This is a genomic window from Hydrogenophaga sp. GW823-FHT04C09, assembly GCF_058796355.1.
On record NZ_JBXAIO010000008.1, the window covers coordinates 46,073 to 71,818 of the forward strand.

A 25,746-nucleotide genomic window follows, 5' to 3' on the forward strand; every position below is an offset into this window, starting at 1 on the left:
ATGGCAGGGCGGCAAGCTCGGCCCCGATCCGCGTCCATTGACCCCAACGAAGGCACCCTCTCATGAAGCTGCACCCCCCTGCCCTGCTCGCCCTGGCCGTCGCCAGCCTGAGCCTCTCCGCCCAGGCCCAGACCGCTTACCCGGCCACCCTCGCCGGGCACGCCTTGCTGCCCGCGCAGACCCTGATCGCCGCGCCCAAGGACGCGCCGGCCGATCTGCGCGTCAGCGGCAAGTTCACCACCGACCGCCGCGTCGAGGCCATCGGCAGCGTGGAAGGCCTGTCCGCCGGCCGGCCCACGGGGGTGTCGCTGCCCTTCAAGGGCCAGCCTGTTCAGGGCCACTCAGGCATCAAGCGCATGGCCGACGGCAGCTACTGGCTGCTGACGGACAACGGCGCCGGCGCCAAGGCCAACTCGCCCGACTTCATGCTGTTCCTCAACCACTACCGGGTGGACTTCAAGAGCGGGCAGTTCAAGCGCCTGGGCACCGTGTTCCTGCACGACCCCGACAAGAAGGTGCCGTTCCGCATCGTGCACGAGGGCACGGCACAACGTTACCTGACGGGCTCGGACCTCGACACCGAGAGCTTCCAGATCGCGGACGGCCACTTCTGGATCGGCGACGAATTCGGCCCCTACCTGATCAAGGCCGACATGAAGGGCCGCGTGAAGGCGGTGTACGAAACCCAGGTGGATGGCAAGACCGTGGTTTCGCCCGACCACCCGGCGGTGAAGACGCCCGGTGCGCAGGGCGGCGAGGTCAAGTTCCAGGTGCGCCGTTCCAAGGGCTTCGAGGGCATGGCCTCATCGCCCGACGGCAGCAAGCTCTACCCCCTGCTGGAGGGTGCCGTGTGGGACGAGGCCACCAAGGCGCCGGAAGCCATCGACGGCAGGCAGTACCTGCGCGTGCTGGAGTTCGACGTGAAGACGGAGAAGTGGACCGGTCGCCACTGGAAGTACGTGCTGGAGGCCAACCACCACGCCATCGGCGACTTCAACATGATCAGCCCCACCGAAGGCCTGATCATCGAGCGCGACAACGGCGAAGGCACGGCCGACAAGGCCTGCCCGGAAGCCACGAAGCGCGCCGATTGTTTCCACGACCTGGCCAAGTTCAAGCGGGTCTACAAGGTGGAGCTGAACGAAGCCCACGTGGGCGGCCCCCTGCGCAAGATCGGCTACATCGACCTGATGAACATCGCCGACCCGAACCAGCTGGCCCGCAAGCCGCTGAACAACGGCGTGCTCACCTTCCCGTTCTTCACCATCGAGAACGTGGACATCGTCGATGCGCGGCACATCGTGGTGGGCAACGACAACAACCTGCCGTTCTCCAGCAGCCGCGACCCCAACAAGGCAGACGACAACGAGCTGGTGCTGCTCGAAGCGGGCGACTTCCTGTCGGCGCGCTGAGCCCGGCCCGAGCGGGCTTCACAGGCGGTCGGCGTCGAGCTGCGCCGCCTGCGTGCGGTTGGACACCTGCAGCGCCTTGAAGATCTCGCTCATGTGGTTCTTCACCGTGCCCTCGCTGATGCCCAGCGTGCGCGCAATGAGTTTGTTGCTCATGCCCTGGCGCAGCAGCTGGCGCACCTCTTCCATGCGCGGCGTGAGCACCACCTCGGGCCGCCGCGCTTCGGGGGCGCGGTGCGCGAAAGGCAGCTTTCGGCCCTGCAGCGCCGCGCCGATCGCGGCCATGATCTGCGCCGAGGGCGCGCTCTTGGGCACGAAGGCGTGAACGCTGGGAATCTCCAGCGTGCGCCGCACCACGTCGGGCGACGTGAGCGCCGAGATCACCACCAGCGGCAGGCCCGGGTGGCGGTGCGCGAGTTCGGCCAGGCGAAAACCGCGCTCCATGCCGGGCATGTTCAGGTCCACCAGGGCCAGCCCGGCCGCCGGGTGCGCCTGGGCCGCGCGCATCAGCGCGTCGCCATCGCCCACCTCCAGGCAGACCACCTCGCCGAGCAGGCCGGCCACGAGGCCGCGCATGCCGTCGCGCACCAGCGCGTGGTCGTCGGCGATCAGGACCGTGGTGGGTGGCGGGGTGTCGCAGCAGCGCGAAGGGGAGGAAGCGTCAAGGCACACACCGCCATCTTGCGCAGACTCAGGCCAGCTGTCTTCGCAAACCGCGCGCCAAGGCTTGGCAATGCGCGCGCGAAAAGCTCATTCAGGCCGTGCTCATGTGTTCAACGGCGTCGATGCCGGCCAATCCAGGGCCTGATCCGGTCGGTCCACCAGGAGCTGGCACAGCACGCGGGCCAGGGGTTTCTCCGAGGCGGTCTTGGGAATGGCATCCAAGGGCAGGACCTGCTGCAGGACCACGGGCCGGGTCAAGGCGGCGTGGAGCGCCGCGACAGCGGGTTCCCGCTGGACAGGCGCTCCCGGCTTGAAGACGACCGCCGCCACCACATCCGATTCGCCGGGAACGCGGGACGCGGCAGGCACACCGAACACGAAGACGTCGTCCACCAGCGCGGTTTCGGCCAGCGCCTTTTCAATGGCCGCGGCGTCGATGAAGTCGCCATTGCGGCGGATGCCGTGACCCAGGCGAAAGTCGAAGAACAGCCAGCCCTGCGCATCGGCGTGCACCACGTCGCCCGTCCACAGCCAGCCACCGCGGCACTTGGCTTCGGACGCGTCGGGGTCGTCCACATAGGACACCTGGAAAGGCGTGCCGTCCGAGGAGCGGATCAGCAGTTGGCCCCGCTCGCCGGGTGCCACGTCCTGCCCCGCGCCGTCCACGATGCGCGTGCTCAGCGAAGGTGGCGGCTGGCCGATGCTGCCGATGGGCCCGACCCCGGCGGGCTTCATCGTCAGGCCGCCCTCGGCGGTGCCGTAGAACTCCAGCAGGCTCACGCCGAAGCGGTGTTCGAAGTCGTTCCAGATGGCCGCCGGCATGCCGGCGGACACCACCAGGCGCACCTGGTGGTCGCGATCGGCCGGCGTCGCGGGGTCGCAGTAGATGGCGGTGGTCATGCCACCGAGCAAGGTCAGGCTGGTGCAGCGGTGCTCACGCACCGTGCGCCACATCCGGCGCTTACTGAACCGCCGCGAGAAGACCACGGGCAGCCCGCGGACCAGGGCCGCGCCCAGGGTCACCAGCTGAGCGTTGGCGTGGGTCAGCGAGAGTCCGGAGTACAGCCTGTCGCCCGGGCCGTACCCGAAGGCCGTGGCGGCCATGCGGGCCGTGTCGGTGAACTTGCGGTGGCTGTACACGATGCCCTTGGGGTTCCCGGTGGTGCCCGAGGTGAAGAGGATCTGCATGTCCTCGTCGGCGGGGCGCCGAAGGGCGGCAAGCGCGGGCGACCCGGTGGCGGCGGGCAGGCTGTCGTAAGGCACCACGCCCGCGACCAGGGGCGCGGCGGGGTGGCCGAGCACCGCCATCAAACGCAGGTCGGGGCAGGCGCCACGCACCGCCAGCGCTCCCTGCAGCGCTTCGGGCTCCGCGATCAGCAGCGAACAGCGCGTCTTGGTCAGCATGTAGGCCAGCCGCTCGGGGGGCGTGCGAGGGTCCATGGGCACCAGCGTGAGCCCGGTGAGGCCGCTGGCGACCAGCATCTCCACGAATTCCGGGTGGTTGGCCATGAGAAGGGCCACCCGTTCACCGGGGCGAAAACCTTGCTGGCTCAGGCCGGTGGCAAGGCGTGTGGCGGCCCGCCACAGCTGCGCATAGGTTCGGCGCTGGGTGCCTTCCTCCTCCTTCGCCACGGCGTGGTCGACGAAGGTCAGGGCCAGATCGTCGCCGCGCTCGCGCGCCAAGGCTTCCACCAGATCGGCGATCGTGTGCGGGGTCGCGGGTGCCATGCTCAATCCGCCTTGATGCCTTTTTCCCGGATCAGCTTGCCCCACTGCGCGGATTCCTGGACGGTCAACTGGTCGAGCTCGCCGGGCATCGAGCCCTGGGGATCGATGCCCATGTCACCGAGCCGCTTGCGCAGTTCGGGTTCCTGCAGCGTGGCCTGGATGGCGCGGGACATCTGGTCCACCGCATTCGCCGGTGTGCCCGCGGGGGCCCAGACGGCGTTCCAGCCGGTGAGCTCAAAACCGGGCACCGTCTCCTTCAGGGTGGGAACTTCCGGCAGCGCGCTCATGCGGGTGCCCGTGGTGACCGCCAGGGCCTTCACCTTGCCACTGCGCACCAGCGGAACGGCCGAGGACTGCGTTTCGATCTTGACGTGGATCTGGTTGGCCATGAGGTCGGTGTTGGCCGCCGCGCTGGTGCGGTAGGGCACGTGCAGCAGATCGATGTCGGCGCGCTGCTTGAGCAGCTCCATGCCCAGGTGGGGCGCGCTGCCATTGCCGAAGGACGCATAGACCAGGGCGCCGGGATGGGCCCGCGCATGTTTGATCATGCCCGCCACGTCATCGAAAGGCACCGACGGGCTGGCGAGCAGCACATAGCCCCCCTTGGAGATCAGGCTCACCGGCGCGATGCCGCGCACCGGGTCGTAGGGGAGCTTGGCGTAGATGTGCGGATTCATGGTCATCAGCTGGTTGAATCCGAACAGAAAGGTGTAGCCGTCCGGTGGCGCGTTCAGGGCCTTGTCGGCCCCCAGGATGCCGGAGGCGCCCGGGGTCGGTTCGACCACGATGGGTTGGCCCAGGCGCCGTGCCAGCCGATCGCCGATCAGGCGCGCCATGACGTCCGGGCCGCTGCCCGGGCTGGCGGGCACCACCAGCCGGATGGGTTTGCTGGGCCAGGGGGTTTGTGCCCACAGGGGCGATGCCACCGCGAGGCTGGCCAGGCACGCCAGCGCGTGGCGGCGGGGGATGGGGGTTCGTTTCATGTCAGGGTTCCTTTGGGTGTTCAAGCTCGTCTCTGGCGGCCGGCGCCAAGGAGGGTGACGCAAGCGACGGCCTCCTCGTTCTCGATGAATCCGCCACCGTTCTCCGCGAGGGCCACGCGCGCACCCGCGACCTGTCGCGGGCCCGCCTGCCCGCGCAGCTGCTGCGTCAGCTCGGCGATCTGCATCAGACCGGTGGCGCCGATCGGATGGCCCTTGGATTCGAGTCCACCCGAGACATTGATGGGCAGCGATCCGCCGAGCGCCGTCGCGCCGGATTCGGCAAACACGCCCCCTTCGCCGCGGGCACAAAAACCCAGCGCCTCGGTCTGGAGGATTTCGCCGAACGCGGTGGCATCGTGGACCTCGGCCACGTCCACGTCCTCGGGCCCGATGCCCGCGCCTTCGTAGGCGGCCAGGGCGGCCCGGCGCGTGATGGCGAGGTCCACGTCGTCGTCGTGGCGGGGAAGACCGCTCACCAGTTGGCAAGCCAGCACATCGACGGGTGCCGCGCCGGACAGGCGCCGCAGTCCCGCCGCGTTGCAGACGAGCACGGCCGCGGCCCCGTCCCCGATCGGCGCGCACATCGGCAGCGTCAGGGGGTCGGCGATGGCACGGGCGGCCAGCACCTCGTCGATGGACCACGCATCGCGGTATTGCGCGAGCGGGTTGTGCACCGAGTGCGCGTGGTTCTTGGCCGCCACGGCCGCCAGCTGGCGTTGCGTCAGGCCGTGGCGCTGCATGTGGTTCACGGCCAGCGCCGCGTAGATGTCCATGAAGACACTTCGCTGCGGCGAAGAAGCCGCCGGGTCGGCCGGCGCGCCGGCCGCGCCTTTCAGGCGCTCCAGGTAGGCCAGCAGCTCGCCCTGGCGGGTCACATCGAAGCCGCCGCCGAAGATCTCGAAGGACTTGGACTTGTTCGCGTCGTACAGCTTCTCGGCCCCCACCGCGAGCGCCATGTCGGCGCTGCCGCTGCGCACGCTCTGGCACGCCAGCCAGAAGGCCGTCGAGGCGCTGGCACAGGCGTTCTCGACGTTGACGATGGGCACCCCGGCGATGCCGAGTTCGCGCAGCACGACCTGGCCGGCCACCATGTGCTGGCCTTGCAGGTAGGAAGCCGCCACATTGGAAAAGTACGCCATCTGCACCTGCGCCCCGGTGGCCCCGGCATCCGCCAGCGCCGCGCGCACCGCCGTGGCGGTGAGCTGGTGCAGCGTGGCATCGGCGAACTTGCCGGTCGGTGTCATGCCGACGCCCACGATGTAGACGGCAGAGCTCATGCGCCGCCTTTCAGGGCAGCGCCGGACGCGACGATGGTGTTCTCCAGAATGCCGATGTGCTCGGCCTCCAGCTCGATGCGGTCCCCGGGCTGCAGCAGCCGGCCGGTCTCCACGCCACAACCCCGCGCGAAGGTGCCCGAGGCGAACACCTCCCCGGCGTGCAAGGTGCAGGACCGGCTGGCGTAGGCGATCAGGTCCTCGAAGCCGATTTCCATGCTGGCCGTGCTGTCCACCGTCTGCGTCTCCCCGTTGAGCCGCGAGGTGACGCGCAGCTTGTACAGGTCGGGCAGCTCGTCCAGCGTGACGATGCAAGGGCCCAGCGCGTAGGCGCCATCGAAGTCCTTGCTCTTGCCCGCGGGCTGGCCTTCGGCCGCCTGCACGTCGCGGGCCGTGAAGTCGTTGAACAGGGTCACGCCCAGGATGAAATCGCGCGCCCGGTGCTGGGGAATGTCCCTGCCCGTGCGCCCCAGAACGATGGCGAGTTCCAGCTCGTAGTCGAGTTTCTGCGCGAAGGCGGGCCATTCGATGGCCTGGCCGGGCCCGGCCAGGTTCAAGGGGTTGGCGGTGTAGAAGCGCGGCACGCTGAACCAGTTGGCGGGCAGATCCAGCTGGCCTTCCTGGCGCGCCGCTTCCAGGGCCGCCGCGGGATCCGGGCTGGCCTGCGCGCGCTGGCGCGCGCGCATTGCCAGGAAGAACTTCGGGTGCGCCGTCATCGTGCCCCAGTCGCGCATCAGGGGTGGGCGTTCGAGCGGGGTCAACAACCCATAACCGCCGGGTGGCACTTCGTTCGGATGCCCGGGGCGGTGGGCCTCGGCATCCCGGCGCGCCTGCGCGAGCGCGTCTTCGCCTGCCGCGAGCAGGGCGGCCATGGACGAAAAGCGGGCGTCGCCCGCATGCCGGCTGGTCAGGCACAGGAGGGCGCCATCGCCCTGGAGAACGCCGAGCCGGGGCGGCTGCGTGGGCGCGGATCGGTAGGTGACGAGTTTCATGGCGTCTTCAGGAGGTCGGGAAGGAAGGCGACGGCGCGGGCGGGTGCCGCGCTGGTGCGCGCCAGCTTGATCGGAAAGAAGCCGACGTGGAAACCGCTGGCCGGCAGCGCTTCCAGGTTGCAGAGCTGCTGGACGATGAAGGCTTCGCACTCCGTGATGGCCTTGTGCGCGTCCCACAGATACCGGCGGTCGCCGGTGCGGCGGAAATCGGCCGCCATCGTGGGAAACGGCCGGTCCCAACCCACGGCGTCGGTGCCCAGCACCTTGGCGCCCAGGCCGGTGAGATGGAGCGTGCTTTCGCGCGTCATGCCCGGGTACTGGAAAAAGCCCGGCTCCCCGATCCGGAAGCGCTCCTGCCCCGTGCGCAGCAGCACCGCGTGGCCGGCGATGTCGCCCACGCCGGCCGTGCCCAGGGCCTCGTTCAGCATGGCGGGGGTGATCGCGCCACAAGGCTCGACCATGGCGCGCAAGTCGAGCACGACGCCCGGGCAATAGAGCTCGTCCAGGGCAATCTGATCGATCGTCCGGGCCGGTTGGCCCGCGCAGCGGGAGCCGCTGTGCATCGGCGCGTCCACGTGCGTGCCGCAGTGCGAGGACATGTCGGTCAGGACTTCCGACCCCCAGCCCTCCCCGTCCGGGAGGTCTTCGTGGGTGCAGCCGAAAAACGCGCAGAAGCGGTCCTTGCCTTCGGCTTCGTCGGGGCGCTGGTATTCGATCCGGGGAGCGACAACGCCGGCCGCTGCACTGAGCGATGGCGGCAGAAGGTCTCGGTCCTGGGGGTCCAACAAGGTGCTGAGGTCGATGAGTTTCATGTTTATACGTTCGTGTAATTTGAGTTTATACGCACGTATGACTTTATGTCAACAGGCACAATGGCCGAACCGATTTGAGCGCTCGACGGCGGGCGCGGGAGAGCACATGGCCACGAAAAAGTTGAGTCCGACCGGCAGGCGCCCACGCGCCGAGGCCGTGGGCGAATCAGAACGCCCCAACACGCAGGCGCTGATCCTGGACGCGGCGGAGCAGCTGTTCGCGGCCCAGGGCTATGGCGGGACGAGCATTCGCCAGATCGCGGAAGCCGCCGGGGTCAACCTCGGCATGTTCCATTACTACTGGGGCTCCAAGCAGGCGCTGTGTCGCGCCGTGCTGGAGCGCCGCCTCGGGCCCATCATGGCGGAGCGCATGGCCCGGCTCTCGTCCGCCGTGGAGACGAACGCCCCCATCGAGGACCTGCTGCTGGCCGCCATGGAGCCTTCGCTGCGTGTGGCGGGCGCCGCCGCGGAGCAGCGCGACGCGTTCCGGAGCTTCTATGGCCGCATGCTGGCCGACCCATCCCCCGACGTGCGGGAAGCGATGGGATCGATCGTGGACGGGTTCGCCAAGGACTTCATGCAGGAGCTGCATCGGCGTTGCACGCACCTCGACGACAAGGAGTTCTACTGGCGCATGGTGTTTCTCTTTGGCGCCTTCTTCTACGCCCACAACGCCCACGACCGGATCCTGACGCTGCTGGGTGCGGAGTTCACCGCCCCACCGATTGAAGATGCCGCGAAGTACCTGGTGCGCTTTGTCGTGGGCGGCCTGCAGGCCACGCCGCTGGCATAGCCTGCCCGGGCCGTGCCCGGCTTCCTGAGCACAAGCCGCTCAATCGATTCGCTTCTGTTCATATTCCCGCGATATTGTTCGTTTTGATCAAAACGCTGGATACTGGCAGCCGTCCCAACCAGGAGGCAGTTCCACCATGCTCACGGAGTGGTCCACCGACAGCGTGCCGGCCGCCACGCGCTTCGACGAATGGCGCGAGGCGTGTTGCGAGCACGTGTACGCGCTGACGCCGCAGCGCCAGCCGGCGGTGCACCCGCGCCCACCCTTCCATGGCGCGATCGCGCGGCGCCACCTGGGCGCGCTGGACGTGACCGACATCGTCTGCGACGGCCACCTGGTGCAGCGCCGTGAACAGGACATCGATGAGTGCCCGGGCGACACCTACTACGTGTACCTGCAGCGGCAGGGCCGCGCGTGGTTCGAACAGCAGGGCCAGCGCTGTGTGGCCGAGGCCGGCGACATCGTGATCGCCGACCCCAACCTGGCCTTTCGCACCGGCACCGACGGGGTGTTCGATTTCCGCCTCTGGCGCATCGAGCGCGCGCGGCTGCACCCCTTGCTGGCGCTGCGCTCGGGTGAGCGGCTGCCCATGCACCACATCGACCGCGCGCACACCGAGCGCGAGCTGATCGCGAACTGGCTCGACGGCCTGTTGCGGCACCACGCGGGGCTTTCCGCCACGAGCCGGGACATGGCCCTGGGCACGCTGTGCGCGCTGGTGGCGGGTGCGGTGGGGGCGGGCCCCGATCAGCACGAGCCCACGCGGCTGGCGCGGCGGCGCGCGCTGTTGCTGCGCGTGCAGCAGCAGGTGGAGCAGCGCTCGAGCGAGATGGACCTGACGCCCGAGCGCGTGGCGCGGGCGTTCGGCGTGTCGCTGCGCACGCTGCACCAGCTGTTCGCGCTGTCGGACGGCAGTTTTCACGAATACCTCACGCGCGCCCGGCTGGCGCGCGCGCACGCGCTGTTGCGCGACCCGGCGTCGCGCCACCTGGGCACGGCCGAGATCGGTTTCGCGGCGGGCTTTGGCGAGGTGTCGACCTTCTACCGGCGCTTCAAGCAGCGCTATGGCGTGGCGCCGGGGGAGTTCCGCGCGGGCTGAACGGCCCACAGGCCGGTCAAGTTCGCCCGGGAGCGGCCGATACAAGGGGCATCTTTTCTCCCCGCTTGGAAGCCCCATGGACGTTTCTCCCGCCGCCCTTGTTCACGCCGTCGCCGACATGAAGCGCGATCAGGTCACCAGCGAAGTGCAGATCCAGGTGCTGAAGAAGGCGCAGGACATCCAGTCGTCCAGCGCCATGGCGATGCTCAACGCCTTGCCGGCCGCCCTGCCGCTGGCCAGCGGCGGCTCGCTGGGCACGCAGGTCAACGCGCTGGTCTGAGCGCCCGGCTCAGGCCGCTCCGCTCGTCGCGGCCTGCCGCATCAACTCGATGAAGCGCTTGGCACCGAGGCCCATGGGCCGGTCGGTGTGCCACACCACGTCCACCCACACGCGCAGCTGGTTGCTGATGTTGTTGAAGCGGATTTCCGTCAACGTGCCGGCCGCCACCATGGGCGCGATGAGGCTGCGCGGCAGGTAGGCCCAGCCCAGACCGGCCTGCACCAGGCTGAGCGTGGCGAGGTGGCTGTCGGTGCGCCAGATGTGGCGCGAGAGCAGCAGGCGGGGGTCGCGCCCGCGCGGGTCGCGGCTGACCACGGCGATCTGGCGGATGTCGATCAGGTCGTTCAGCTGCAGCTGGCCCTGGCGCGCCCGCACCTCGGGGTGAGAAGGTGAAATCACCGCCACCAGGATTTCCTGACCCAGTTCCTGAAAGCCTTCGCGCTCATCGGTGCCCGGGCGCTCGAACACGAGCGCGAGCTGCGCGTCGCCCGCGTGCAGCATGCGCAGCGCATCGGCCTGCGGGGCGGACAGCACTTCGACGATGAGCGCGGGGAACTCGGTGGCCAGCACGGCCAGCGGCTGGCTCCAGGGTGCGGACAGCAGCTCGGGCGCGATGGCGATGGTGAGCTGGCGCTCCAGCCCCTGGTGCAGGCCTTCGGCGTGCGCCTGCAGCTGGCGCAGCTGGCTGGCGAGCTGCCGGGCCTGCGGCTCCAGCGCGCGCGCCACGTCGGTGGGTCTGGGTTCGCGCGCGCTGCGGTCGAACAACACGAGATCGAGCTCGGCTTCCAGGTGGGCAATGGTCATGCTCACGGCCGAGGGCACGCGCCCGAGCTGGCGCGCGGCGGCCGAAAACGAGCCGGCGTCGAGCACCGCGAGGAAGACGCGCACGTTGTCGCTGGAAAAGGCCATGGCGGCTAACTTATCAGATTTTCTGAAAGTATCTGACTTTTATCGTCAGCCAAGCCGACCTACCATGCGCTCATTGCCTCAGCCACACTGGCCCGGAGGCCAGGAAAATCGGAGTTCGCCATGCAAGGCATCAAACGCAAAGTCGTCTACATCACCCTCTACGAGATCATCGCCATCACCATGTCCACCACGGGCCTGGCCCTGCTGTCGGGCGCCAACATGGGCCACGCGAGCGTGGCGGCCATTGCCGCCTCGGCCATCGCGGTGATCTGGAACCTGGTCTACAACACCTTGTTCGAGCGCTGGGAGGCGCGCCAGGCCAAGCGCGGGCGCAGCGTGCTGCGCCGCGTGGCGCACGCCATCGGTTTCGAAGGGGGCCTGGTGATCACGCTGGTGCCGCTGTTCGCCTGGTGGCTGGACATCTCGCTCTGGCAGGCCTTCGTGCTGGACCTGGGCCTGATCGTGTTCTTCCTGGTCTACACCTTCGTGTTCAACCTGGCGTTCGACAAGATCTTCGGCCTGCCGGCCTCGGCCCAGCCCGCGCCGCAGGGCGCCTGAAGCAACGCCCACCAGAGGCATCGAGGGTCCGGCTTCGCCGGCCCAAGATGCCGTCCCCCCTCGAAGCGCCGAAGGCGCGCCACGGAGGGGGGAAGCCGCGCAGCGGCGCAGGGGGGTGCTTCTAGATCGTCTTGAAATCGCCGCTGCGGCCCAGGCCGGCGGCGAAGCGGCCCGCGCCGTCGGCGCCCTGCTCCCAGTGCGCCTCCACGCCGTTGTGCCATTCACGGCGCATGGCTTCGCGCAGGGGCAGGCCGTAGGTTTCGTGCACGGTGCGGCGGTCGGCGCGCACAGCGGCCTGCGGGAAGCGCGCGATCTCCTGCGCCATGGCCTCGGCGGCCGCGCGCGCACCGCCCTCGCCCACCACCTTCTCGCACATGCCGATGGCCAGCGCTTCGGTGGCCGGCACCTTGCGGCCGGTGAGGATGATTTCCATCGCGCGGCCCTGGCCCACGAGCCGGGGCAGGCGCACGGAGCCGCCGTCCAGCAAGGGGATGCCCCAGCGCCGGCAGTAGACGCCGAAGTAGGCGGTGTCGGCCATGACGCGGATGTCGCACCACAGCGCGAGCTCCATGCCGCCGGCGACGGCCGGGCCTTCCACGGCGGCGATGACGGGTTTGGAGAGTTCGAGCCGCGTGGGCCCGAGCGGGCCGCGCGGCGCGTCGTTGGCGCCCATGGGGAAGGCCAGGCCGCGCGAGATGTCGGCGTCGAACTTCTCGCGGTCGTTCAGGGTGCTGGCGTACTTCAGGTCCCAGCCGGCGCAGAAGGCGCCGCCCTCGCCCCAGAGCACGGCCACGGAGGCGCTTGAGTCCTTGTCGAAGGCCTGCAGCGCGGCCACGAGGGCATCGGCGCTCTCGGGGTCCATCGCGTTGCGCGCTTCGTCAAACCGGCTGTGGACGATGGTCCAGACCGGGCCGTTCTTTTCGGTTCGCACTGCCATGTGTCATGTCTCCTGCTGTCCGGCGGCGCGCCGGCGGGTGGTCAATGAATGCTCGATGAGCTGCCTGGGGGAAAGCTTGGCGAATTGCAGGCGCCCGGCCTGGTGCAGCACCAGCGTGCCGATGAGCTGCGCGAAGGTGGCCATGGCCTCGGCGTCGGGCGGGCTGTGGCGGCTGCGCCGGGCGTGCGGCGAGAGCAGCACCAGGGTGTCCATCAGCGCCTTGTTGAGCGCGAGGTCGTGTTCCTTGCCGACGCCGAGTTTCTTCAGGCCGTTGAAGGCGTAGAGGCCGAGGTTCACCTCGTAGGGGCGCGCGAGGTAGTGGTCGAGAAAGGCCTTGGCGGCGCGCTCGTGCGGCAGGCCCGCGCCCGCGCCGCTGGCGGCGGCGGACACGTGGGCGTGCAGGTCGGCCAGCGAGGTGGCGAGCAGCTCGGCGTAGATCAGCTCCTTGCTCGCGAACAGCGGGTAGATGGCGCCGGTGGTGCAGCCGGCGCGCTGCGCGATCTGGCGCATGGTGGCGCCCTGCAGGCCCTCTTCGCCAAACACCTCGCTCGCGGCGGCGAGGATGGCCACGCGCTTCATGTCGCGCACGCTGGACGCCCAGGGGCCGGTGGAACTCGATGGGGGAGGGTTCATGTATCAACGGTACGTTTCAGTAACGTTGTTATATTACCGCCGAAAAAAGAGCCGCGCAAGGGCCGCGCGGCGGGTGGGGTGGGCTCAGGCGTCGAGCACGAGGCGGCCCGAGCGGCAGCGCGAGACGCAGACCATCATGGACTTGTTGGCCGCGCGCTCCTGCTGGGTGAGGATGAGGTCGTGGTGCTCCACGTCGCCCGAGATGACCTTGGTCTCGCAGGCGCCGCACACGCCTTCGCGGCAGCTGTGGTCCAGGGTCACGCCGGCGTCGAGCAAGGCGTCGAGCAGCACCACGCCGGGCGCGACCTGCACGGTCTTGCCGGACTTGCGCAGTTCCACGCTGTAGCCCACCGCGGCCGTGGTGTCGGCCACGGGCGCGCCGGCGGCGAAGCGTTCCAGGTGCACGTTCGCCTGGCCCAGTTGCGCGCAGGCGCGTTCGTAGGCGTCGAGCATGGGCGCGGGGCCGCAGGCGTAGAAGTGGGTGTCCTTGGCGTGGCCGTCGAGCAGTTGCACGAGGTCGGGTGGCCCGCCGTGTTCGTCGTCGAAGTGGCAGCGCAGCGATAGGGCGGGGTGCGCCCGCACCAGGGTCTCGATGTCGGCCACGAAGGCCGCTTCCTTGCGGCTGCGCGCGCAGTAGATGAGCCAGGCCGGGCGCTGCAGTTCGGCCAGGCGCTGGAGCATGGCGAACACCGGTGTGACGCCGATGCCGCCGGCCAGCAGCACGCTGCGCGGCGCGTCTTCCTGCAGCCGGAAGTGGTTGCGCGGCGCACCGATGGCGATGACCTGGCCCACGCGCAGCTGCTCGTGCACGTAGCGCGAGCCGCCCCGGCTGTGCCGGTCGTTGAGCACGGCGACCACGCAGCGGTGGCTCTCGCCCGGGTTGGTGAGCGAGTAGCTGCGCACCAGGCCCTTGCCCAGGTGCAGGTCGATGTGGGCACCGGCCTCCACCACGGGGAAGGCGGTGCACGGCGCCACGGGACGCAGCTCGACGCTGACGATGCCCGTGGCCTCGTGCCGGAGGTTGTGGACCAGGGCCTGCAAGGGGATGGACGACATCGCTGGCGCCTCACATGATGTGCAGCCCACCGTCGACCATCAGCGTGGTGCCGGTGATGAAGGACGCTTCGCCCGAGGCCAGCCACACGATGGGCCAGGCGATTTCTTCGGGCGAGGCCCAGCGGCCGATCAGCGAGCTGTCCTTGCGCTCTGTCTTGAGCTGCTCGACGCTCTTGCCCGCGCCCTGCGCGCGGCCGACGTGGAAGTCGGTCAGTGTGGAGCCGGGGCAGACGGCGTTGGCGCGCACGCCGTGCGGCGCTTCCTCGAAGGCCAGGCTGCGCGTGAACGCGAGCTGAGCCGCCTTGGTCGCGTCGTACAGCGCCATGCCCTTGCGCCCGGTCACGGCGTAGCAGGACGAGACGTTGACGATGGCGCCCGCGCCGCTGTGCCGCAGGGCCGGCAGGGCCGCGCCGCAGTAGTTGGACATGCCCACCAGGTTCACGCCCACCATGGCCTGCCATTCGGCGGCCGTGGCGTTGGCGGCGGCGGTGTAGTTGCGCATGGCCGCGTTGTTGACCAGGATGTCGAGCCCACCCCATTGCCCGGTGCACTGCGCCACCGCCGCTTTCGCGGCGGCCTCGTCGGCCACGTTGGCGGCAACGGTGCTCACGCGCGCTTGCGGCATGGCCTGCAGGATGCTTTCCTGGGTGCGCGCCAGGGCCTGGGCGTCGGCGTCCACCAGCAGCACGGCCGCGCCTTCGCGGCAGAACAGCCGGGCCGCGGCGGCGCCGATGCCGGCGCCCCCGCCGGTGATCAGCGCGGTCTTGCCCGCCAGACGGGGTTCGCGTTGGGGTTCGCTCATGGGTCGCTCACTCCGCCTTGGCGCCGGTGGCCTTGATGACCTTGCCCCAGCGCACGATCTCGGTGCCGATCCAGTCGCTGAACTGCTTGGGCGAGCCCGCGATGATGTCGAACTCCATCTCGTGCAGGCGCTTCTGGATCTCGGGCGAGTTCAGGATGCGCACCATCTCTTCGTTGTAGCGGTTGATGATGGCCGGCGGCGTGCCAGCGGGTGCGAGCAGGCCGATCCACGAGGTGGCCTCGAAGTCCTTCAGGCCGGACTCGGCGAGCGTGGGCACATCGGGCGTGCTGGGAAAGCGCTTGGGGCCGGTGGAGGCCAGCAGCTTGAGGCGGCCTTCCTTCACGAAGCCCTGCACGTTGCCCGGCACGAAGAAGCCGGCCTGGATGTTGCCCGCGATCAGGTCGGTGACGGCCGGGCCCGCGCCCCGGTAGGGCACGTGCGTCATGTGGAAGCCCGCCGCCGACTTCATCATTTCCATGGTGAGGTGCGAGGCGCTGCCCATGGCGATCGAGCCGTAGGTGTATTTCGTCGGGTTGGCCTTGGCCTTGGCGATGAAGTCCTTGACGTCGGTGAAACCGGAGGCGGGGTTCACCGCCAGGTATTGCGGCGCCTTCACCGCGAGCGTGATCGGGGCCAGGTCCTTCACCGGGTCGTAGGGCATCTTGTCGAACAGCGTGACGTTGATCGCCAGCGGACCGTTGTAGCCGATCAGCAGCGTGTGCCCATCGGGCGCGGAGCGCGCCACTTCATAGGCGCCGATGTTGCCGCCCGCGCCGGGCTTGTTCTCGACCACGAAGGGCTGGCCGAACGCCTTCTGCAGCTCGGGGCCGATCAGGCGCGCGAGCACGTCGTTGGTGCTGCCGACGATGGGCACGATGATGCGCACCGGCTTGCTCGGGCGCCAGTCGGCGCCTTGCGCCCAGGCCGAGGTGGCCGCGCAGGCCGCGAGCGCGACGGCGGCCGCGAGTTTGAGATGGGACTTCATGGGTGTCTCCTGTGTTGGTCTGTCGTGGGGGAAAAGGGGAAGCCGCTCAGAGGCTGAAGACCGGTTTCTTCGTGGCGTCGGCGAGTTCCTCGCGCGCCCAGGCCACCGGGTCCTGCTCCTTGGGCAGCAGCACGCCGGCGGGGCGCACGTGCTGTGCGCTGGCGTCGAGCGCGGGCGGCGTCTGGCCCTGCTCCAGGCCGAGCGCGGCTTCGTGCAGCATGCGGCGCGCCATCACGATGGCCTTGTCGGTGGGCAGCAGTTTCTCGGCCTCGTGGTCCTGGATGGTGCCCATGCTTTCCTGCAGCGAGTAGTCCTGCGCGGAGAAGCCGAAGACGCCGCTGTAGGAGCGGTCTTCGCGCTGGGCCACGCGGTCCATGCCGTAGTCGTTGTCGCGGTTCTGCTTGGGGATGAAGCTGCCCGGCGCCTCGTACTCGACGTGGATGCCCTTGCCCTCCTGCATCGCGGTGCGCTCTTCCTCGGTGAGCGGCTGGCCGGGTTGCCAGTTGATGCTCCAGGCCCAGCAGTTGTGGTCGTCGATCGGCACCCACACATGGCCACCCAGCGCGTGGTCGCCGAACGGCGCGATGAGCGTGAACCAGGGGAACAGCCACTGCGTGATGCGCCAGTAATAGGAATCGGGCTCGCCGTTGCGGCGGCCGAACAGGCTCAGGCCGAAGGGCGTCTGCTCGATCTCGAACTTCACGTTGCCGTCGGCCTTGATGTAGTCCAGCGCCTTGACGCCCTGGTGCATGGGATCGGTGTCGACCTCGAAGCGGTGCACGTAGGACACGTGGGCGGTGTCGATGCCGCCTTCCATGGCCTGCAGCCAGTTGCTGTATTGCAAGCGCTTGGAGACGAACACGTGTTCGGGCGGCAGCGTGCACCACTCCAGCTCGGGCGGAGCGGGCTGCTGGTCGGCCGGGCCCATGTAGGTCCAGACGATGCCGCCGCGCTCGACGCAGGGATAGCCCTTGATGTGCATGCGCGCGCAGGCCTGCGGCGCGGAGGGCACGTCCACGCACTGTCCATCGCCGTCGAACTTCACACCGTGGTACGCGCAGCGGATGCCGTTTTCCTCGTTGCGGCCGAAGTAGAGCGAGACGCCGCGGTGCGAGCAGAACTCGCCGATCAGGCAGGCCTTGCCGTCGGTGTTGCGAAAGGCCAGCAGCTTCTCGCCGAGCAGCTGCACGCGCACCTGCGGCCCGTCGGCCTCGGGGATTTCGCTCGATGCCAGCGCGGGCACCCAGTAGCGGCGCATGAGGTTGCCCATGCGGGTGCCGGGACCGACGCGGGTGAGCGTTTCAGACATTTCCTTGTTCACTGGGGGACTCCGTGGGGTGGGTTGCTTGTACGTCAGGTGAGACAGATGTCCATTTTTAAATGGCACTTGATCCATGTCAAAGAAAATGAGCCGACTGTCCATCAGGCGGACGCATTTCATACAATGTGGGCTCCAACACCCGGGAGATGGCGATGAGCATCGACAAGAGCAACGAAGGCGTGCGCGCCGTGGACCGCGCGCTGGACATCCTGATGGCCTTTCGCGCGGGCGACCGGCAGCTGAGCGCGAGCGAGCTGCTCAAGCGCGTGGACCTGAGCCGCCCCACGCTGTACCGGCTGCTGCGCACGCTGGAGCTGCGCGGTTTCATCGTGTCCGTGGGCGAGCCGCAGCGTTTCCAGCTCGGCCCGTCGGTGGCGCACCTAGCGCACATGTGGACCTCGGGCCTGGACCTGGCCACGCTGTCGCAGCCCATGATGCGGCGCCTATGGGAGCAGACGGGCGAGACGGTGGCGCTGCTGGTGCACCACGGCGAGGAGCGGGTGTGCGTGGCGGAGATGCCGAGCGCGCAGCCGCTGAGCTTCAAGCGCGGCGTGGGCCACAGCGAGAAGGTGATCCTGGGCGCGAGCGGGCGCGCCATTCTCGCGTTCGCGCCCGATGCGCTGCACTACATCGAGGGCCGCATCCCGAAGGCGCGCCAGAAAGCCTACCTGGACGAGCTGGTGCGCATCCGCGAGGCCGGCTACGCGATCAGCCGCGACGAGCTGATCCGGGGCGCGGTGGCGATCGCCGCGCCGTTTTTCTCGGCCGGCTCGAAGGTGGTGGGCTCGCTGGCGGTGTATGGCCCGAGCGCGCGCGTAGACGATGCGCAGGTCCAGCACATCGCCCAATGCCTGCTGGAGGCCGCCCGGGATCTCTCGCAGAAAGCCGGCGCCGGCCCATAGCGCCCGGGCCTATCATGGCCGCTTCGTGCCCCCGAGGAAGGAACCGCCCATGAAAGCCATCGCCGCCCTGTGCAGCGTCTCTGTCCTGCTGGTGTTCGCCGCGCCGACGTTCGCCAACGAATCCCCTTCCGCCTGCCAGGCCAAGCGCCGCAACATCGAGGCCCAGCTGGCCAACGCCACCGAGCACGGCCGCAAGCAGGAAGTGGCGGGGCTGAAGAAGGCCTTGCGCGCCAACCAGGCCAACTGCACCGACGCGTCGCTGGAGAAAGAGCGCGGCGCCGAGATCAGACAGGCGCAGAAGAAGGTGGCCGAGCGCGAGAAGAGCCTGCGCGAGGCTCAGCAGAAAGGCGACCCGAAGAAGCTGGCCGAGCGCCAGGCCAAGCTGGACGAGGCGCGCCGTGAACTGACCGAGGCCGAGCGTCCGATCGAGCGCTGAACGGCCTGCGCGCCGCCGTTCAGACGGTGGTTTCCATCAGGCAGCGGGTGACGCGCGGCGGTTCGTCGCCGAGGTGAAAGGCGAGCTTGCGGTCGCGCAGCGCGACGTCGGCGGCGGTGACGCGGTCGAAGCGGCGCAGGTGGTCCGTCCACGACTCGTCGACGATGACCTCGACGAAGCGGCCCGGGTCGTTGATGTCGTGCAGCAATTCCCAGGACAGGGCGCCGTGGCGCAGCCGGCCGCGCCGGCTTTCGTTGAGCATCAGCAACCGGAATTCCGCCGCGCGCGCGGGGTCGACGCGGTACTCGATGCTGACCATCACATGGCCATGCCCCGGCGGCTCGGGGGTCGACGGGGCGGGGAAGATGCGCTTGGGGGTGAGGTCGTCTTCCAACCCGGCGTCGGGCATCCAGCGGTTGACGGCCGCCATGGCGCTGATGCCGCTGACGGCGGCGATGCCCAGGCAGATGGGCACGCTGGTCCAGGTGGCGACCTGGCCCCAGAGCGCGGCGCCCGCCGCGCTGCCGCCCATGATGGACATCTGGTAGATCGACATGCCGCGCGCGCGCACCCAGTCGGGCAGGCCCATCTGGATCGACACGCTGAGCGTGTTGGCCACGGTGATCCAGGCCGCGCCGCCGAGGAACATCGCGGGCACGGCGATCCAGAGCTGGTGGGTCACGGCCATGACGGCCATCGCCGTGGCCTGCACCGCGGCGCCGCGCAGCACCAGGCCGTCGCGCGAGTAGCGGCGGCGCAGGCGCGGCAGGAAAGCGGTGGAGGTGATGGCGCCCGCGCCCATGGCGGCCAGCAGCAGGGTGAAGGTGCCGGCGCCGCCGTCCTGCATGCCGCGCGCGATCAGGGCCAACAGGGCCATCAGCGCGGTGGAGTGGAAGAAGAAGATCGAGATGCGCAGCAGCACGCCCTTGAGCAGGTAGGACTGCGCCACGTATTGCAGGCCCACGCGCATCGCCGAGCCCAGGCGCTCGCGGCCCAGCGGGTTGGGGGTGTGCTCGCGCTTCCAGCGGCTGATGATGATGGCCGCCCCGATCGACAGCAGCGCGTTGAACAGGAAGACCCAGGCGCTGCCGGCGCTGGCGATCAGCGCGCCGGCGACCAGCGGGCCGATGATGCGCGAGGCGTTCATCGACACGCCATTGAGCCCGAGCGCCGCCGGCAGCTGCGAGCGGGGCACGAGCTCGGGCACGATGGCCGAGAAGACCGGCCAGCGCATCGCCATGCCGATGCCGTTGGCGAAGATCAGCACCAGCAGCAGCGGGGGCGTCATCACGTCGAGGAAGATGACCACGCTCAGCAGGCTGGCCACCGCCGCCACCCACAGCTGGGTGAAGAGGAAGTAGCGCTTGCGGTCCAGGTTGTCGGCCAGCGCCCCGCTGGGCAGGCCGAGCAGGAACACGGGCAAGGTGGCGGCCGTCTGCACCAGCGCCACCCACAGCGGCTTGGTGGTCAGCGAGGTCATCATCCAGGCCGCCGCCACCTCGCTCATCCACATGCAGATGTTGGCCATGAGCCAGGTGGTCCACAACATGCGGAACACCGGCAGACGCAGGGGAGCGATGGGCGAGAGGCTGTCGTCGTCGGCTTGGGACATGGTGGGGCCACTGTAAAGGACAAAGCCAGGGCCGCTGCGCCCGGGAAAGGGGTTCTTACAGCCCTCTTTGCGACACCACGCCCGGTCGGGCCGAGTAGCGGACCAGGCCGTCCAGGGCCTCGATCTCCACGCGCGCCTGGCGCCGGCCATAGACCTCGGCCTTGAGCCATTCGAGCTCGGCGTCCAGGCGTTCCTGGTCGGCCAGGGTGCAGTACCAGACCTTGGCATCGCCGTCCCACCGGTAGCCCCGGGCCTTGAGCAGGTCCTTGGACTCGAACGGCGAGCCGGTGGCGCGCAGCTTGAAGCTGGCCTGGGCCGCCACCGAGATCAGCCGGTTCAGGCCGGTGGCCGGGCCCTGCGGGCCCACGGGCCGCGAGAGCACCTGCAGCAGGGCGTGGCAATCCACCTGCGCGCGGTGGGCGTCGTAGAACCAGCCGTGGTTCTGCGCCAGCGCGCTGAGCTTGGCCGACTCGGCGCCCGCGGCCTTCCAGTCGATGTCCGCGAAGGAGCAGGCCCAGGCCTTGGCCGCGAAGCCGGGGAAGCGCGCTTCCACGAAAGGGCGGTCGAAGCCGGCGTTGTGCGCCACGATGAGATCGGCCCGGGCCACCAGGGCCTCGACCTGCGCATCGTCCAGCCGGTGCCCCGCCACCATGTCGTCGCTGATGCCGGTCACCTGCTGGGCCACGGCCGGGATCGGCATGCCCGGGTCTTCAAAGCCTTCGAACAGCGTCACCGGCCCGAACGGCAGGCCCGAAGCGAGGTCCACGTCCACCAGCAGCATGGCCAGTTCGATGATCTTGTCGGCCTGGTGCGACAGGCCGGTGGTCTCGGTGTCGAGCACCAGCACCCGCCGGACCTGCGCGGCCAGCGGCGGGGGGCCGAAATCCATGAGGGGGACGAGTCGGCGCAGGACGCGGAAGTCGGGGTCCTGCTCCAGCCGCCGGGCCATGTCTTCCAGCGTCAGGGCCGACGCTGTCGGCGCTGTCGGCGCTGTCGGCGCTGGCCGCCTGGCGCGGGATGGAGCGGGGGCGGGGACGGGCGCAGGTTGCGCCTCGCCCGGCGCGTCAAATTCAAAACTGGATTGGTTCATCAACGAAGGCCATCGCCCGGCGCCCGGACTGGGGCGCCATCGCAAAGCCCCCATTATCGTGAGCTTCGCCGACCCTCGCCTGCCGTGCGCTACCCGGCCGCCCGTTCGATCAGGCCCCGGTACCGTTCCCCGAACCCGGCCAGTGCCTGCAGCAGCCGGTCGATGTGCGCCTCGGTCATCGGCAGCGAGAGGTAGATGTCGCCGCGCGCGCAGACCAGCACGCCTTCCAGCTGCAGCGCGCGGTGCAGCAGCTTGCCGATGGCGGCGCTGGCGGCCGGGATGTCGCCCGGCGAATGGATGGGCGCGCTGCCGCAATGGGGCGAGAGGATCGACCCCACGCCCGTGGCCTGCATGGGCAGGCCCATGGCGCGGTACTGCGTGTTGATGCGTTCGCGCACGGCATCGCCCCAGTCGGTGAAGCGGGCCGCGCGCTCCGGGGTGTAGACGGTGCCGATCCCCGCCACGCCGGCGTGCAGCGAGAAGACGTTGTTGTTGAAGGTGCCGGCGTGCTTGAGCCCCTGGGCGTCGGCGGGGTCGAAGCGGCGCATGATGTCCGCGCGGCCACCGAAGGCGGCCAGCGGCAGGCCGCCGCCGAGGTATTTGCCCAGGGTGGTGAGGTCGGGCGTCACGCCTTCGCGGCCCTGCATGCCACCCGGCCCCAGGCGCGAGGTCTTCACCTCGTCGAAGACCAGCAAGGCGCCGGCCTGGTCGGCCAGGCGGCGCAGGCCGGCGAGAAAACCGGGCAAGGGGGCGATGTTGCCCCCCGCGCCCAACATGGGCTCGACGATGATCGCGGCCAGGTCCTTCCCCACTTCCCGCGCGCGCGCGGCGACCGAGTCCAGGTCGTTGAAGCGCGCCAGCCGCACGTCGAAGGGCACGTTCATGGGCGAGGCGCGGTCGGAGAAGGTCAGCACGCCGCCGTGGTAGCCCTGCTCGAAGGCCAGGATGGTGGAGCGGCCGGTGACGGCGCGGCAGGTGACCAGCGCGAGCAGGTTGGCTTCGGTGCCGGAGTTGCAGAAGCGCACCTGTTCGATCGATGGGAAGCGCGCCGCCAGCAGCGCCGCGAGCCGCTGTTCCTCGGCGATGGGCGCGGCCATCACCCAGCCGCGTTCCAGCGCGGCCTGGACCGCCGCGCGGATGACCGGGTCGCTGTGACCGAACAGGCCGGCGGAGAACTCGCCGACGAAGTCGACGCAGCGGTGGCCGTCCACATCGATCGATTCCGCGCCTTCGGCCGAGGCCATGTAGACCGGGTAGGGGTCGGCGTGCAGCACCGAGCGCGTATTGCCGCCCGGCAGGTGGATGCGCGCGCTCTCGGACAGCGCGCGGCTTCGCGGCGTGCGCGCGAGAAAGGCGGGCGTCAGCGCCTCGCGGGCAGCGTGGATGTCTTGGTGGAGCGAGGAGAGTGAGGGCATGGTCCGTCCGGTTCAGCGCAGGTTTTCATCAACGTAGTCGGCCAGCCGGAAGGCCGTGCCCACCATGGGCAGGAACCAGGGCTTGCCGCGGTAGAAGGGTATGCGGGGCAGCGTCACCCGGTCGAAGTCGGTCGGCCCCTTGATCGCACCGGCGATCTTCAGGCCCACCTGTGTGCCCAGGTAGGGCATCACGGTGATGCCGCCGCCGCAGCAGGCGGCCACGTAGTGCACGCCGTCGAACTCACCGGCGTGGGGCAGCGCATCGCCGCTGAAGGCCACGTTGCCCTGCCAGGCGCGGGCCACGCGCACCTCGGCCAGTTCGGGAAAGCGGCGCACCAGGCCGGCGTGCAGCAGCCGGGCGTTGAGTTCGAAAGGCGTGGTGGTGAAGCGCGAGCGCCCGCCGAAGAGCACGCGCCGGCCATCGGGCGTGAGCCGGAAGTAATGCATGATGCGCCGCGTCTCCGAGAAGGTGCGGCCGTTGGGCGAGATGCGCCGCGCCAACGCGGGAGGGATCTCGTCGGTCACGATGATGTGGCTCGCCACGGGCACCAGGCGGTGGTGCAGGCGGGGCACGAGGTTGTCGGTGTAGCCGTTGGTGCAGACGGCCACCTGGCGCGCGCTGAAGCGGCCGCGCTCGGTGTCGAGCGCCCAGCCGCTGCCGTCGCGAGCCAGGCGCTGGACGCGGCTTTGATCGACCAGGGTGATCGCCGGATGGCGCTGGCAGGCCCGCAAGTAACCCTGGTACAGCAGCGCCGGATGCAGCTTGGCCGCCGCGTTGAAGACCAGGCCGCCGTGGTAGTAGTCGCTGCCGATCTCCTCGCGCTGCTGCTCGCGGCCGATGAGCCAGCAATCTTTCGCGCCGCTGCGCTGCAGCTTGTCGAAGCGCGCCTGCAGCCACTGGTAGTGGTGCGGCGCGCAGGCGCCCAGGAAGCGGCCGCGCCGCTCGAAGTGGCAATCGATGTTCTCCCGCTCGATGAAGCGCTCCAGGTGCGCGAACGAATCGCGCGCCCAGCCCACCACCATGTCGACCACCTCGGGCGGGTAGTCGAGGGCCTTGCCGGTCAGGCTCTTGCCGATGCTCAGGCCCGCGCTGAGCGCGCCCCCGCTGCGGGTGCTGGCCCCGTCGCCGAACAGGCCGGCTTCGAGCACCACGACGGACAGGCCGTGCCGCGCGACTTCGAGCGCGACGGCCAGTCCGGCGTAGCCGCCCCCGACCACGGCCACGTCGTGGCTGCGCCCGGGATCGCTGCCCTGCAGGGGGGCGGGACGGAACTCATTCCACCAGTACGGTTCGGCGCGGAAATCGGTGGTGAAGAGGTCGTCGCTGCGGTTCATGCGGTTCGTGTGGGTGGACCCCGAGGGGCGATGCGCCTATTGAAAGGCCGCCGTCACGAGGCGTCAAAGTCCGATTGGCGCGGAGTTGATGCCTCAACGTTATGGACGCCAGCGCGCCGCGCGGCTCATGCCACCAGGGAATGAAGATGCTGCGAATTAACATTTGCCTGGGGCTTGCCCCTGCGGGGATGATCCGGGCACCTGGCGCGGCCAGCGCGCCCGGCCTGTCCTGGAACCTTTCACGGAATCGATGCATGAACCAAGCCCTGTACCAATGGAGTGCCACGCAGATCGCGCAGGCCGTGGCCCGGCGTGAGCTGGGCGTCCGCGAAATCACGCGCGCGGTGCTGGAGCGCATCGAGGGCGTCGACCCGAAGATCACGGCCTACGCGCGGGTCGATGGCGAAGGCGCGCTGGCCACGGCCGACCAGCTGGACGCGCGCCTGGCGCGCGGCGAGCCCCTGGGCCCGCTGGGAGGCGTGCCCTTCAGCGTGAAGGACCTGCTGGCGACGGCCGGCCTGGAGACCGCCTTCGGCTCGCACCTGCTCGCGGGCAACGTGCCGGCGCGCGACACGGTCGCGGTGGCGCGCCTGCGCGCGGCCGGCGGCGTGCTGCTGGGCAAGACGACGACGCCGGAGTACGGGCACAAGGCCCTGACCTCCAGCCCGCGCCACGGCCACTCGCGCAACCCCTGGCACTTCGGGCATTCGCCGGGCGGCTCCAGCGGCGGCTCGGCCGCGGCCGTGGCCTCGGGCCTGGGCCCCTTGTCGCTGACGACCGACGGCTCCGGCTCGGCGCGCATCCCGGCGTCGGCCTGCGGCGTGCTCGGGCTCAAGCCCACGCTGGGCCGCATTCCGAACGAGAACGCGGTGGAGCTGTTCACCAACTTCATCACCCTCGGGCTGGCGACGCGCACGGTGGCGGACCTGGCGCTGGGCCTGCAGGTGACGGCGGGCCCGGCGGCGGAAGACCCCTGGTCGCGCGGTGCGCCCGCGCCGGACTTCCTGGCCTGCGCGCAACGCGGGCGCGAGGGATTGCGCGGCCTGCGCGTGCTGGTGATCGAGCGCATGGGCAACGAACGCATCTCGGCGGGCATGGCGGCGGCGCTGGAGCGCACGGTGCGGGCGCTGGAGGACGCGGGCGCCACGGTGCGGCGGCACGAAGCGCCGGTGGACAACGGCCGCCAGCTGCTCGTCACCATGATGCGGGCCTACCAGAACATCCGCCTGCGGCCCATGCTGGCCACGCACCGCGACCTCATGGACCCGACCCTGGTCGAGGCGCTGGAGGAAGGCGCCTCGCAGACGCTGGCCGACGTGCAGCGCGCGCCGGCCGATCGCAGCGCGCTGTACCGCTCGGTCGAAGTGATGCTGGCCCGGCACGACCTGCTGCTCACGCCCACCGTCTCGTCGGCTGCGCCGCGCGTGGACCAGGGTCAGAACGAGCCGCTGGTGATCGACGGTGTGGCGGTGGGCGCGCTGCGCGCGCAGTGGTATTGCTACACGGGCCTGTTCAACCTCACCGGCCACCCGGCACTCAGCGTGCCCGCGGGTTTCGACGCCGACGGCCTGCCGCTGGGCATCCAGCTCGTGGGGCCGTGGAACGGCGAAGCGCGGCTGCTCGCCGCCGCGGCCGGCCTGGAGGCCGCGATGCCCTGGGCCGCGCACTGGCCGGCGCTGGACGGCGCGGGCGGCCCCCTGCCCTACCCACCCGCGCGCTGAG

25 protein-coding genes are annotated in these 25,746 nt (G+C 69.8%); 8 read left to right on the forward strand and 17 right to left on the reverse strand.

The window, feature by feature from the left end; translation table 11 throughout:
* The first annotated feature begins 62 nt into the window (after nucleotides 1-62).
* Nucleotides 63-1,412: an esterase-like activity of phytase family protein gene (locus tag AC1Q9M_RS20360; protein ID WP_492435460.1), complete on the forward strand. Its 1,350-nt coding sequence runs from the start codon at nucleotides 63-65 to the stop codon at nucleotides 1,410-1,412.
* Nucleotides 1,413-1,430: 18 nt separating this feature from the next.
* On the opposite strand, the gene AC1Q9M_RS20365 is transcribed toward AC1Q9M_RS20360, so the two are convergent.
* The 6 genes from AC1Q9M_RS20365 to AC1Q9M_RS20390 all read right to left on the reverse strand — a co-directional run bounded on the left by AC1Q9M_RS20365 (nucleotide 1,431) and on the right by AC1Q9M_RS20390 (nucleotide 7,861).
* Entirely contained in the window at nucleotides 1,431-2,081 is a 651-nt protein-coding gene (locus AC1Q9M_RS20365; protein ID WP_382153834.1) for a response regulator transcription factor, read from the reverse strand.
* Nucleotides 2,082-2,174: 93 nt separating this feature from the next.
* Nucleotides 2,175-3,800, reverse strand: a complete 1,626-nt coding sequence (locus tag AC1Q9M_RS20370) for a class I adenylate-forming enzyme family protein (protein WP_492435462.1) — start codon at nucleotides 3,798-3,800, stop codon at nucleotides 2,175-2,177.
* A gap of 2 nt (nucleotides 3,801-3,802) precedes the next feature.
* Entirely contained in the window at nucleotides 3,803-4,783 is a 981-nt protein-coding gene (locus AC1Q9M_RS20375) for a Bug family tripartite tricarboxylate transporter substrate binding protein (protein ID WP_382322082.1), read from the reverse strand.
* A 20-nt stretch (nucleotides 4,784-4,803) separates the two neighbouring features.
* Nucleotides 4,804-6,060, reverse strand: coding sequence for a thiolase family protein (locus AC1Q9M_RS20380; RefSeq protein ID WP_492435464.1), 1,257 nt, complete (start codon nucleotides 6,058-6,060; stop codon nucleotides 4,804-4,806).
* A complete protein-coding gene (locus tag AC1Q9M_RS20385) occupies nucleotides 6,057-7,049 on the reverse strand; it encodes a fumarylacetoacetate hydrolase family protein (RefSeq protein ID WP_492435466.1) in 993 nt (330 codons plus the stop codon). Before AC1Q9M_RS20385 ends, AC1Q9M_RS20380 begins: the two co-directional genes overlap by 4 nt.
* Nucleotides 7,046-7,861 carry a cyclase family protein gene (locus tag AC1Q9M_RS20390; RefSeq protein WP_492435468.1) on the reverse strand — a complete coding sequence of 272 codons (816 nt, stop codon included), beginning with the start codon at nucleotides 7,859-7,861 and terminating at the stop codon, nucleotides 7,046-7,048. The genes AC1Q9M_RS20385 and AC1Q9M_RS20390 overlap by 4 nt, the downstream gene beginning before the upstream one ends.
* Before the next feature lie 106 nt (nucleotides 7,862-7,967).
* Between AC1Q9M_RS20390 and AC1Q9M_RS20395 the strand changes: the two genes are divergently transcribed.
* The 3 genes from AC1Q9M_RS20395 (at nucleotide 7,968) to AC1Q9M_RS20405 (ending at nucleotide 10,033) form a co-directional block, all read left to right on the forward strand.
* Nucleotides 7,968-8,654, forward strand: coding sequence for a TetR family transcriptional regulator (locus AC1Q9M_RS20395; protein WP_444692075.1), 687 nt, complete (start codon nucleotides 7,968-7,970; stop codon nucleotides 8,652-8,654).
* A 136-nt stretch (nucleotides 8,655-8,790) separates the two neighbouring features.
* Entirely contained in the window at nucleotides 8,791-9,753 is a 963-nt protein-coding gene (locus AC1Q9M_RS20400) for a helix-turn-helix domain-containing protein (RefSeq protein ID WP_492435470.1), read from the forward strand.
* A 76-nt stretch (nucleotides 9,754-9,829) separates the two neighbouring features.
* Complete coding sequence (locus AC1Q9M_RS20405) at nucleotides 9,830-10,033, forward strand: putative motility protein (protein WP_291112721.1); 204 nt, start codon at nucleotides 9,830-9,832, stop codon at nucleotides 10,031-10,033.
* A 9-nt stretch (nucleotides 10,034-10,042) separates the two neighbouring features.
* On the opposite strand, the gene AC1Q9M_RS20410 is transcribed toward AC1Q9M_RS20405, so the two are convergent.
* Nucleotides 10,043-10,942, reverse strand: coding sequence for a LysR family transcriptional regulator (locus tag AC1Q9M_RS20410; protein ID WP_444687542.1), 900 nt, complete (start codon nucleotides 10,940-10,942; stop codon nucleotides 10,043-10,045).
* A gap of 120 nt (nucleotides 10,943-11,062) precedes the next feature.
* On the opposite strand from AC1Q9M_RS20410, the gene AC1Q9M_RS20415 reads away from it, so the two are divergent.
* Nucleotides 11,063-11,500, forward strand: coding sequence for a PACE efflux transporter (locus tag AC1Q9M_RS20415; protein WP_444687543.1), 438 nt, complete (start codon nucleotides 11,063-11,065; stop codon nucleotides 11,498-11,500).
* Nucleotides 11,501-11,621: 121 nt separating this feature from the next.
* Here the strand turns inward: AC1Q9M_RS20415 and AC1Q9M_RS20420 are convergent, their stop codons facing one another.
* From AC1Q9M_RS20420 to AC1Q9M_RS20445, 6 genes are all read right to left on the reverse strand, one after another.
* Complete coding sequence (locus AC1Q9M_RS20420) at nucleotides 11,622-12,437, reverse strand: crotonase/enoyl-CoA hydratase family protein (RefSeq protein WP_382322089.1); 816 nt, start codon at nucleotides 12,435-12,437, stop codon at nucleotides 11,622-11,624.
* Nucleotides 12,438-12,440: 3 nt separating this feature from the next.
* Entirely contained in the window at nucleotides 12,441-13,070 is a 630-nt protein-coding gene (locus AC1Q9M_RS20425; protein ID WP_444687544.1) for a TetR/AcrR family transcriptional regulator, read from the reverse strand.
* Between the two features lie 84 nt (nucleotides 13,071-13,154).
* Complete coding sequence (locus AC1Q9M_RS20430; RefSeq protein ID WP_492435474.1) at nucleotides 13,155-14,126, reverse strand: PDR/VanB family oxidoreductase; 972 nt, start codon at nucleotides 14,124-14,126, stop codon at nucleotides 13,155-13,157.
* A gap of 10 nt (nucleotides 14,127-14,136) precedes the next feature.
* Nucleotides 14,137-14,928 (reverse strand): SDR family NAD(P)-dependent oxidoreductase, encoded by a 792-nt coding sequence (locus AC1Q9M_RS20435; RefSeq protein WP_382322092.1) that lies wholly within the window; start codon nucleotides 14,926-14,928, stop codon nucleotides 14,137-14,139.
* Between the two features lie 7 nt (nucleotides 14,929-14,935).
* On the reverse strand, nucleotides 14,936-15,913 hold the full coding sequence (locus tag AC1Q9M_RS20440; protein ID WP_382322093.1) for a Bug family tripartite tricarboxylate transporter substrate binding protein: 978 nt from the start codon (nucleotides 15,911-15,913) through the stop codon (nucleotides 14,936-14,938).
* A gap of 46 nt (nucleotides 15,914-15,959) precedes the next feature.
* Nucleotides 15,960-17,234: a Rieske 2Fe-2S domain-containing protein gene (locus AC1Q9M_RS20445; RefSeq protein WP_444687547.1), complete on the reverse strand. Its 1,275-nt coding sequence runs from the start codon at nucleotides 17,232-17,234 to the stop codon at nucleotides 15,960-15,962.
* Between the two features lie 152 nt (nucleotides 17,235-17,386).
* Between AC1Q9M_RS20445 and AC1Q9M_RS20450 the strand changes: the two genes are divergently transcribed.
* Nucleotides 17,387-18,136 (forward strand): IclR family transcriptional regulator, encoded by a 750-nt coding sequence (locus tag AC1Q9M_RS20450; protein ID WP_492435477.1) that lies wholly within the window; start codon nucleotides 17,387-17,389, stop codon nucleotides 18,134-18,136.
* Between the two features lie 49 nt (nucleotides 18,137-18,185).
* Nucleotides 18,186-18,572 (forward strand): DUF1090 domain-containing protein, encoded by a 387-nt coding sequence (locus tag AC1Q9M_RS20455; protein WP_492435479.1) that lies wholly within the window; start codon nucleotides 18,186-18,188, stop codon nucleotides 18,570-18,572.
* Between the two features lie 19 nt (nucleotides 18,573-18,591).
* On the opposite strand, the gene AC1Q9M_RS20460 is transcribed toward AC1Q9M_RS20455, so the two are convergent.
* The 4 genes from AC1Q9M_RS20460 to AC1Q9M_RS20475 form a co-directional block, all read right to left on the reverse strand.
* Nucleotides 18,592-20,184, reverse strand: a complete 1,593-nt coding sequence (locus tag AC1Q9M_RS20460) for an MFS transporter (protein ID WP_492435481.1) — start codon at nucleotides 20,182-20,184, stop codon at nucleotides 18,592-18,594.
* Between the two features lie 55 nt (nucleotides 20,185-20,239).
* Nucleotides 20,240-21,274 carry a 3'-5' exonuclease gene (locus tag AC1Q9M_RS20465; protein WP_492435483.1) on the reverse strand — a complete coding sequence of 345 codons (1,035 nt, stop codon included), beginning with the start codon at nucleotides 21,272-21,274 and terminating at the stop codon, nucleotides 20,240-20,242.
* 89 nt (nucleotides 21,275-21,363) lie between these two features.
* Nucleotides 21,364-22,689, reverse strand: a complete 1,326-nt coding sequence (locus tag AC1Q9M_RS20470) for an aspartate aminotransferase family protein (RefSeq protein WP_492435485.1) — start codon at nucleotides 22,687-22,689, stop codon at nucleotides 21,364-21,366.
* 12 nt (nucleotides 22,690-22,701) lie between these two features.
* Entirely contained in the window at nucleotides 22,702-24,024 is a 1,323-nt protein-coding gene (locus AC1Q9M_RS20475; RefSeq protein WP_492435487.1) for an NAD(P)/FAD-dependent oxidoreductase, read from the reverse strand.
* A gap of 254 nt (nucleotides 24,025-24,278) precedes the next feature.
* On the opposite strand from AC1Q9M_RS20475, the gene AC1Q9M_RS20480 reads away from it, so the two are divergent.
* Nucleotides 24,279-25,745: an amidase gene (locus tag AC1Q9M_RS20480; RefSeq protein ID WP_492435489.1), complete on the forward strand. Its 1,467-nt coding sequence runs from the start codon at nucleotides 24,279-24,281 to the stop codon at nucleotides 25,743-25,745.
* Nucleotide 25,746: the final 1 nt, after the last annotated feature.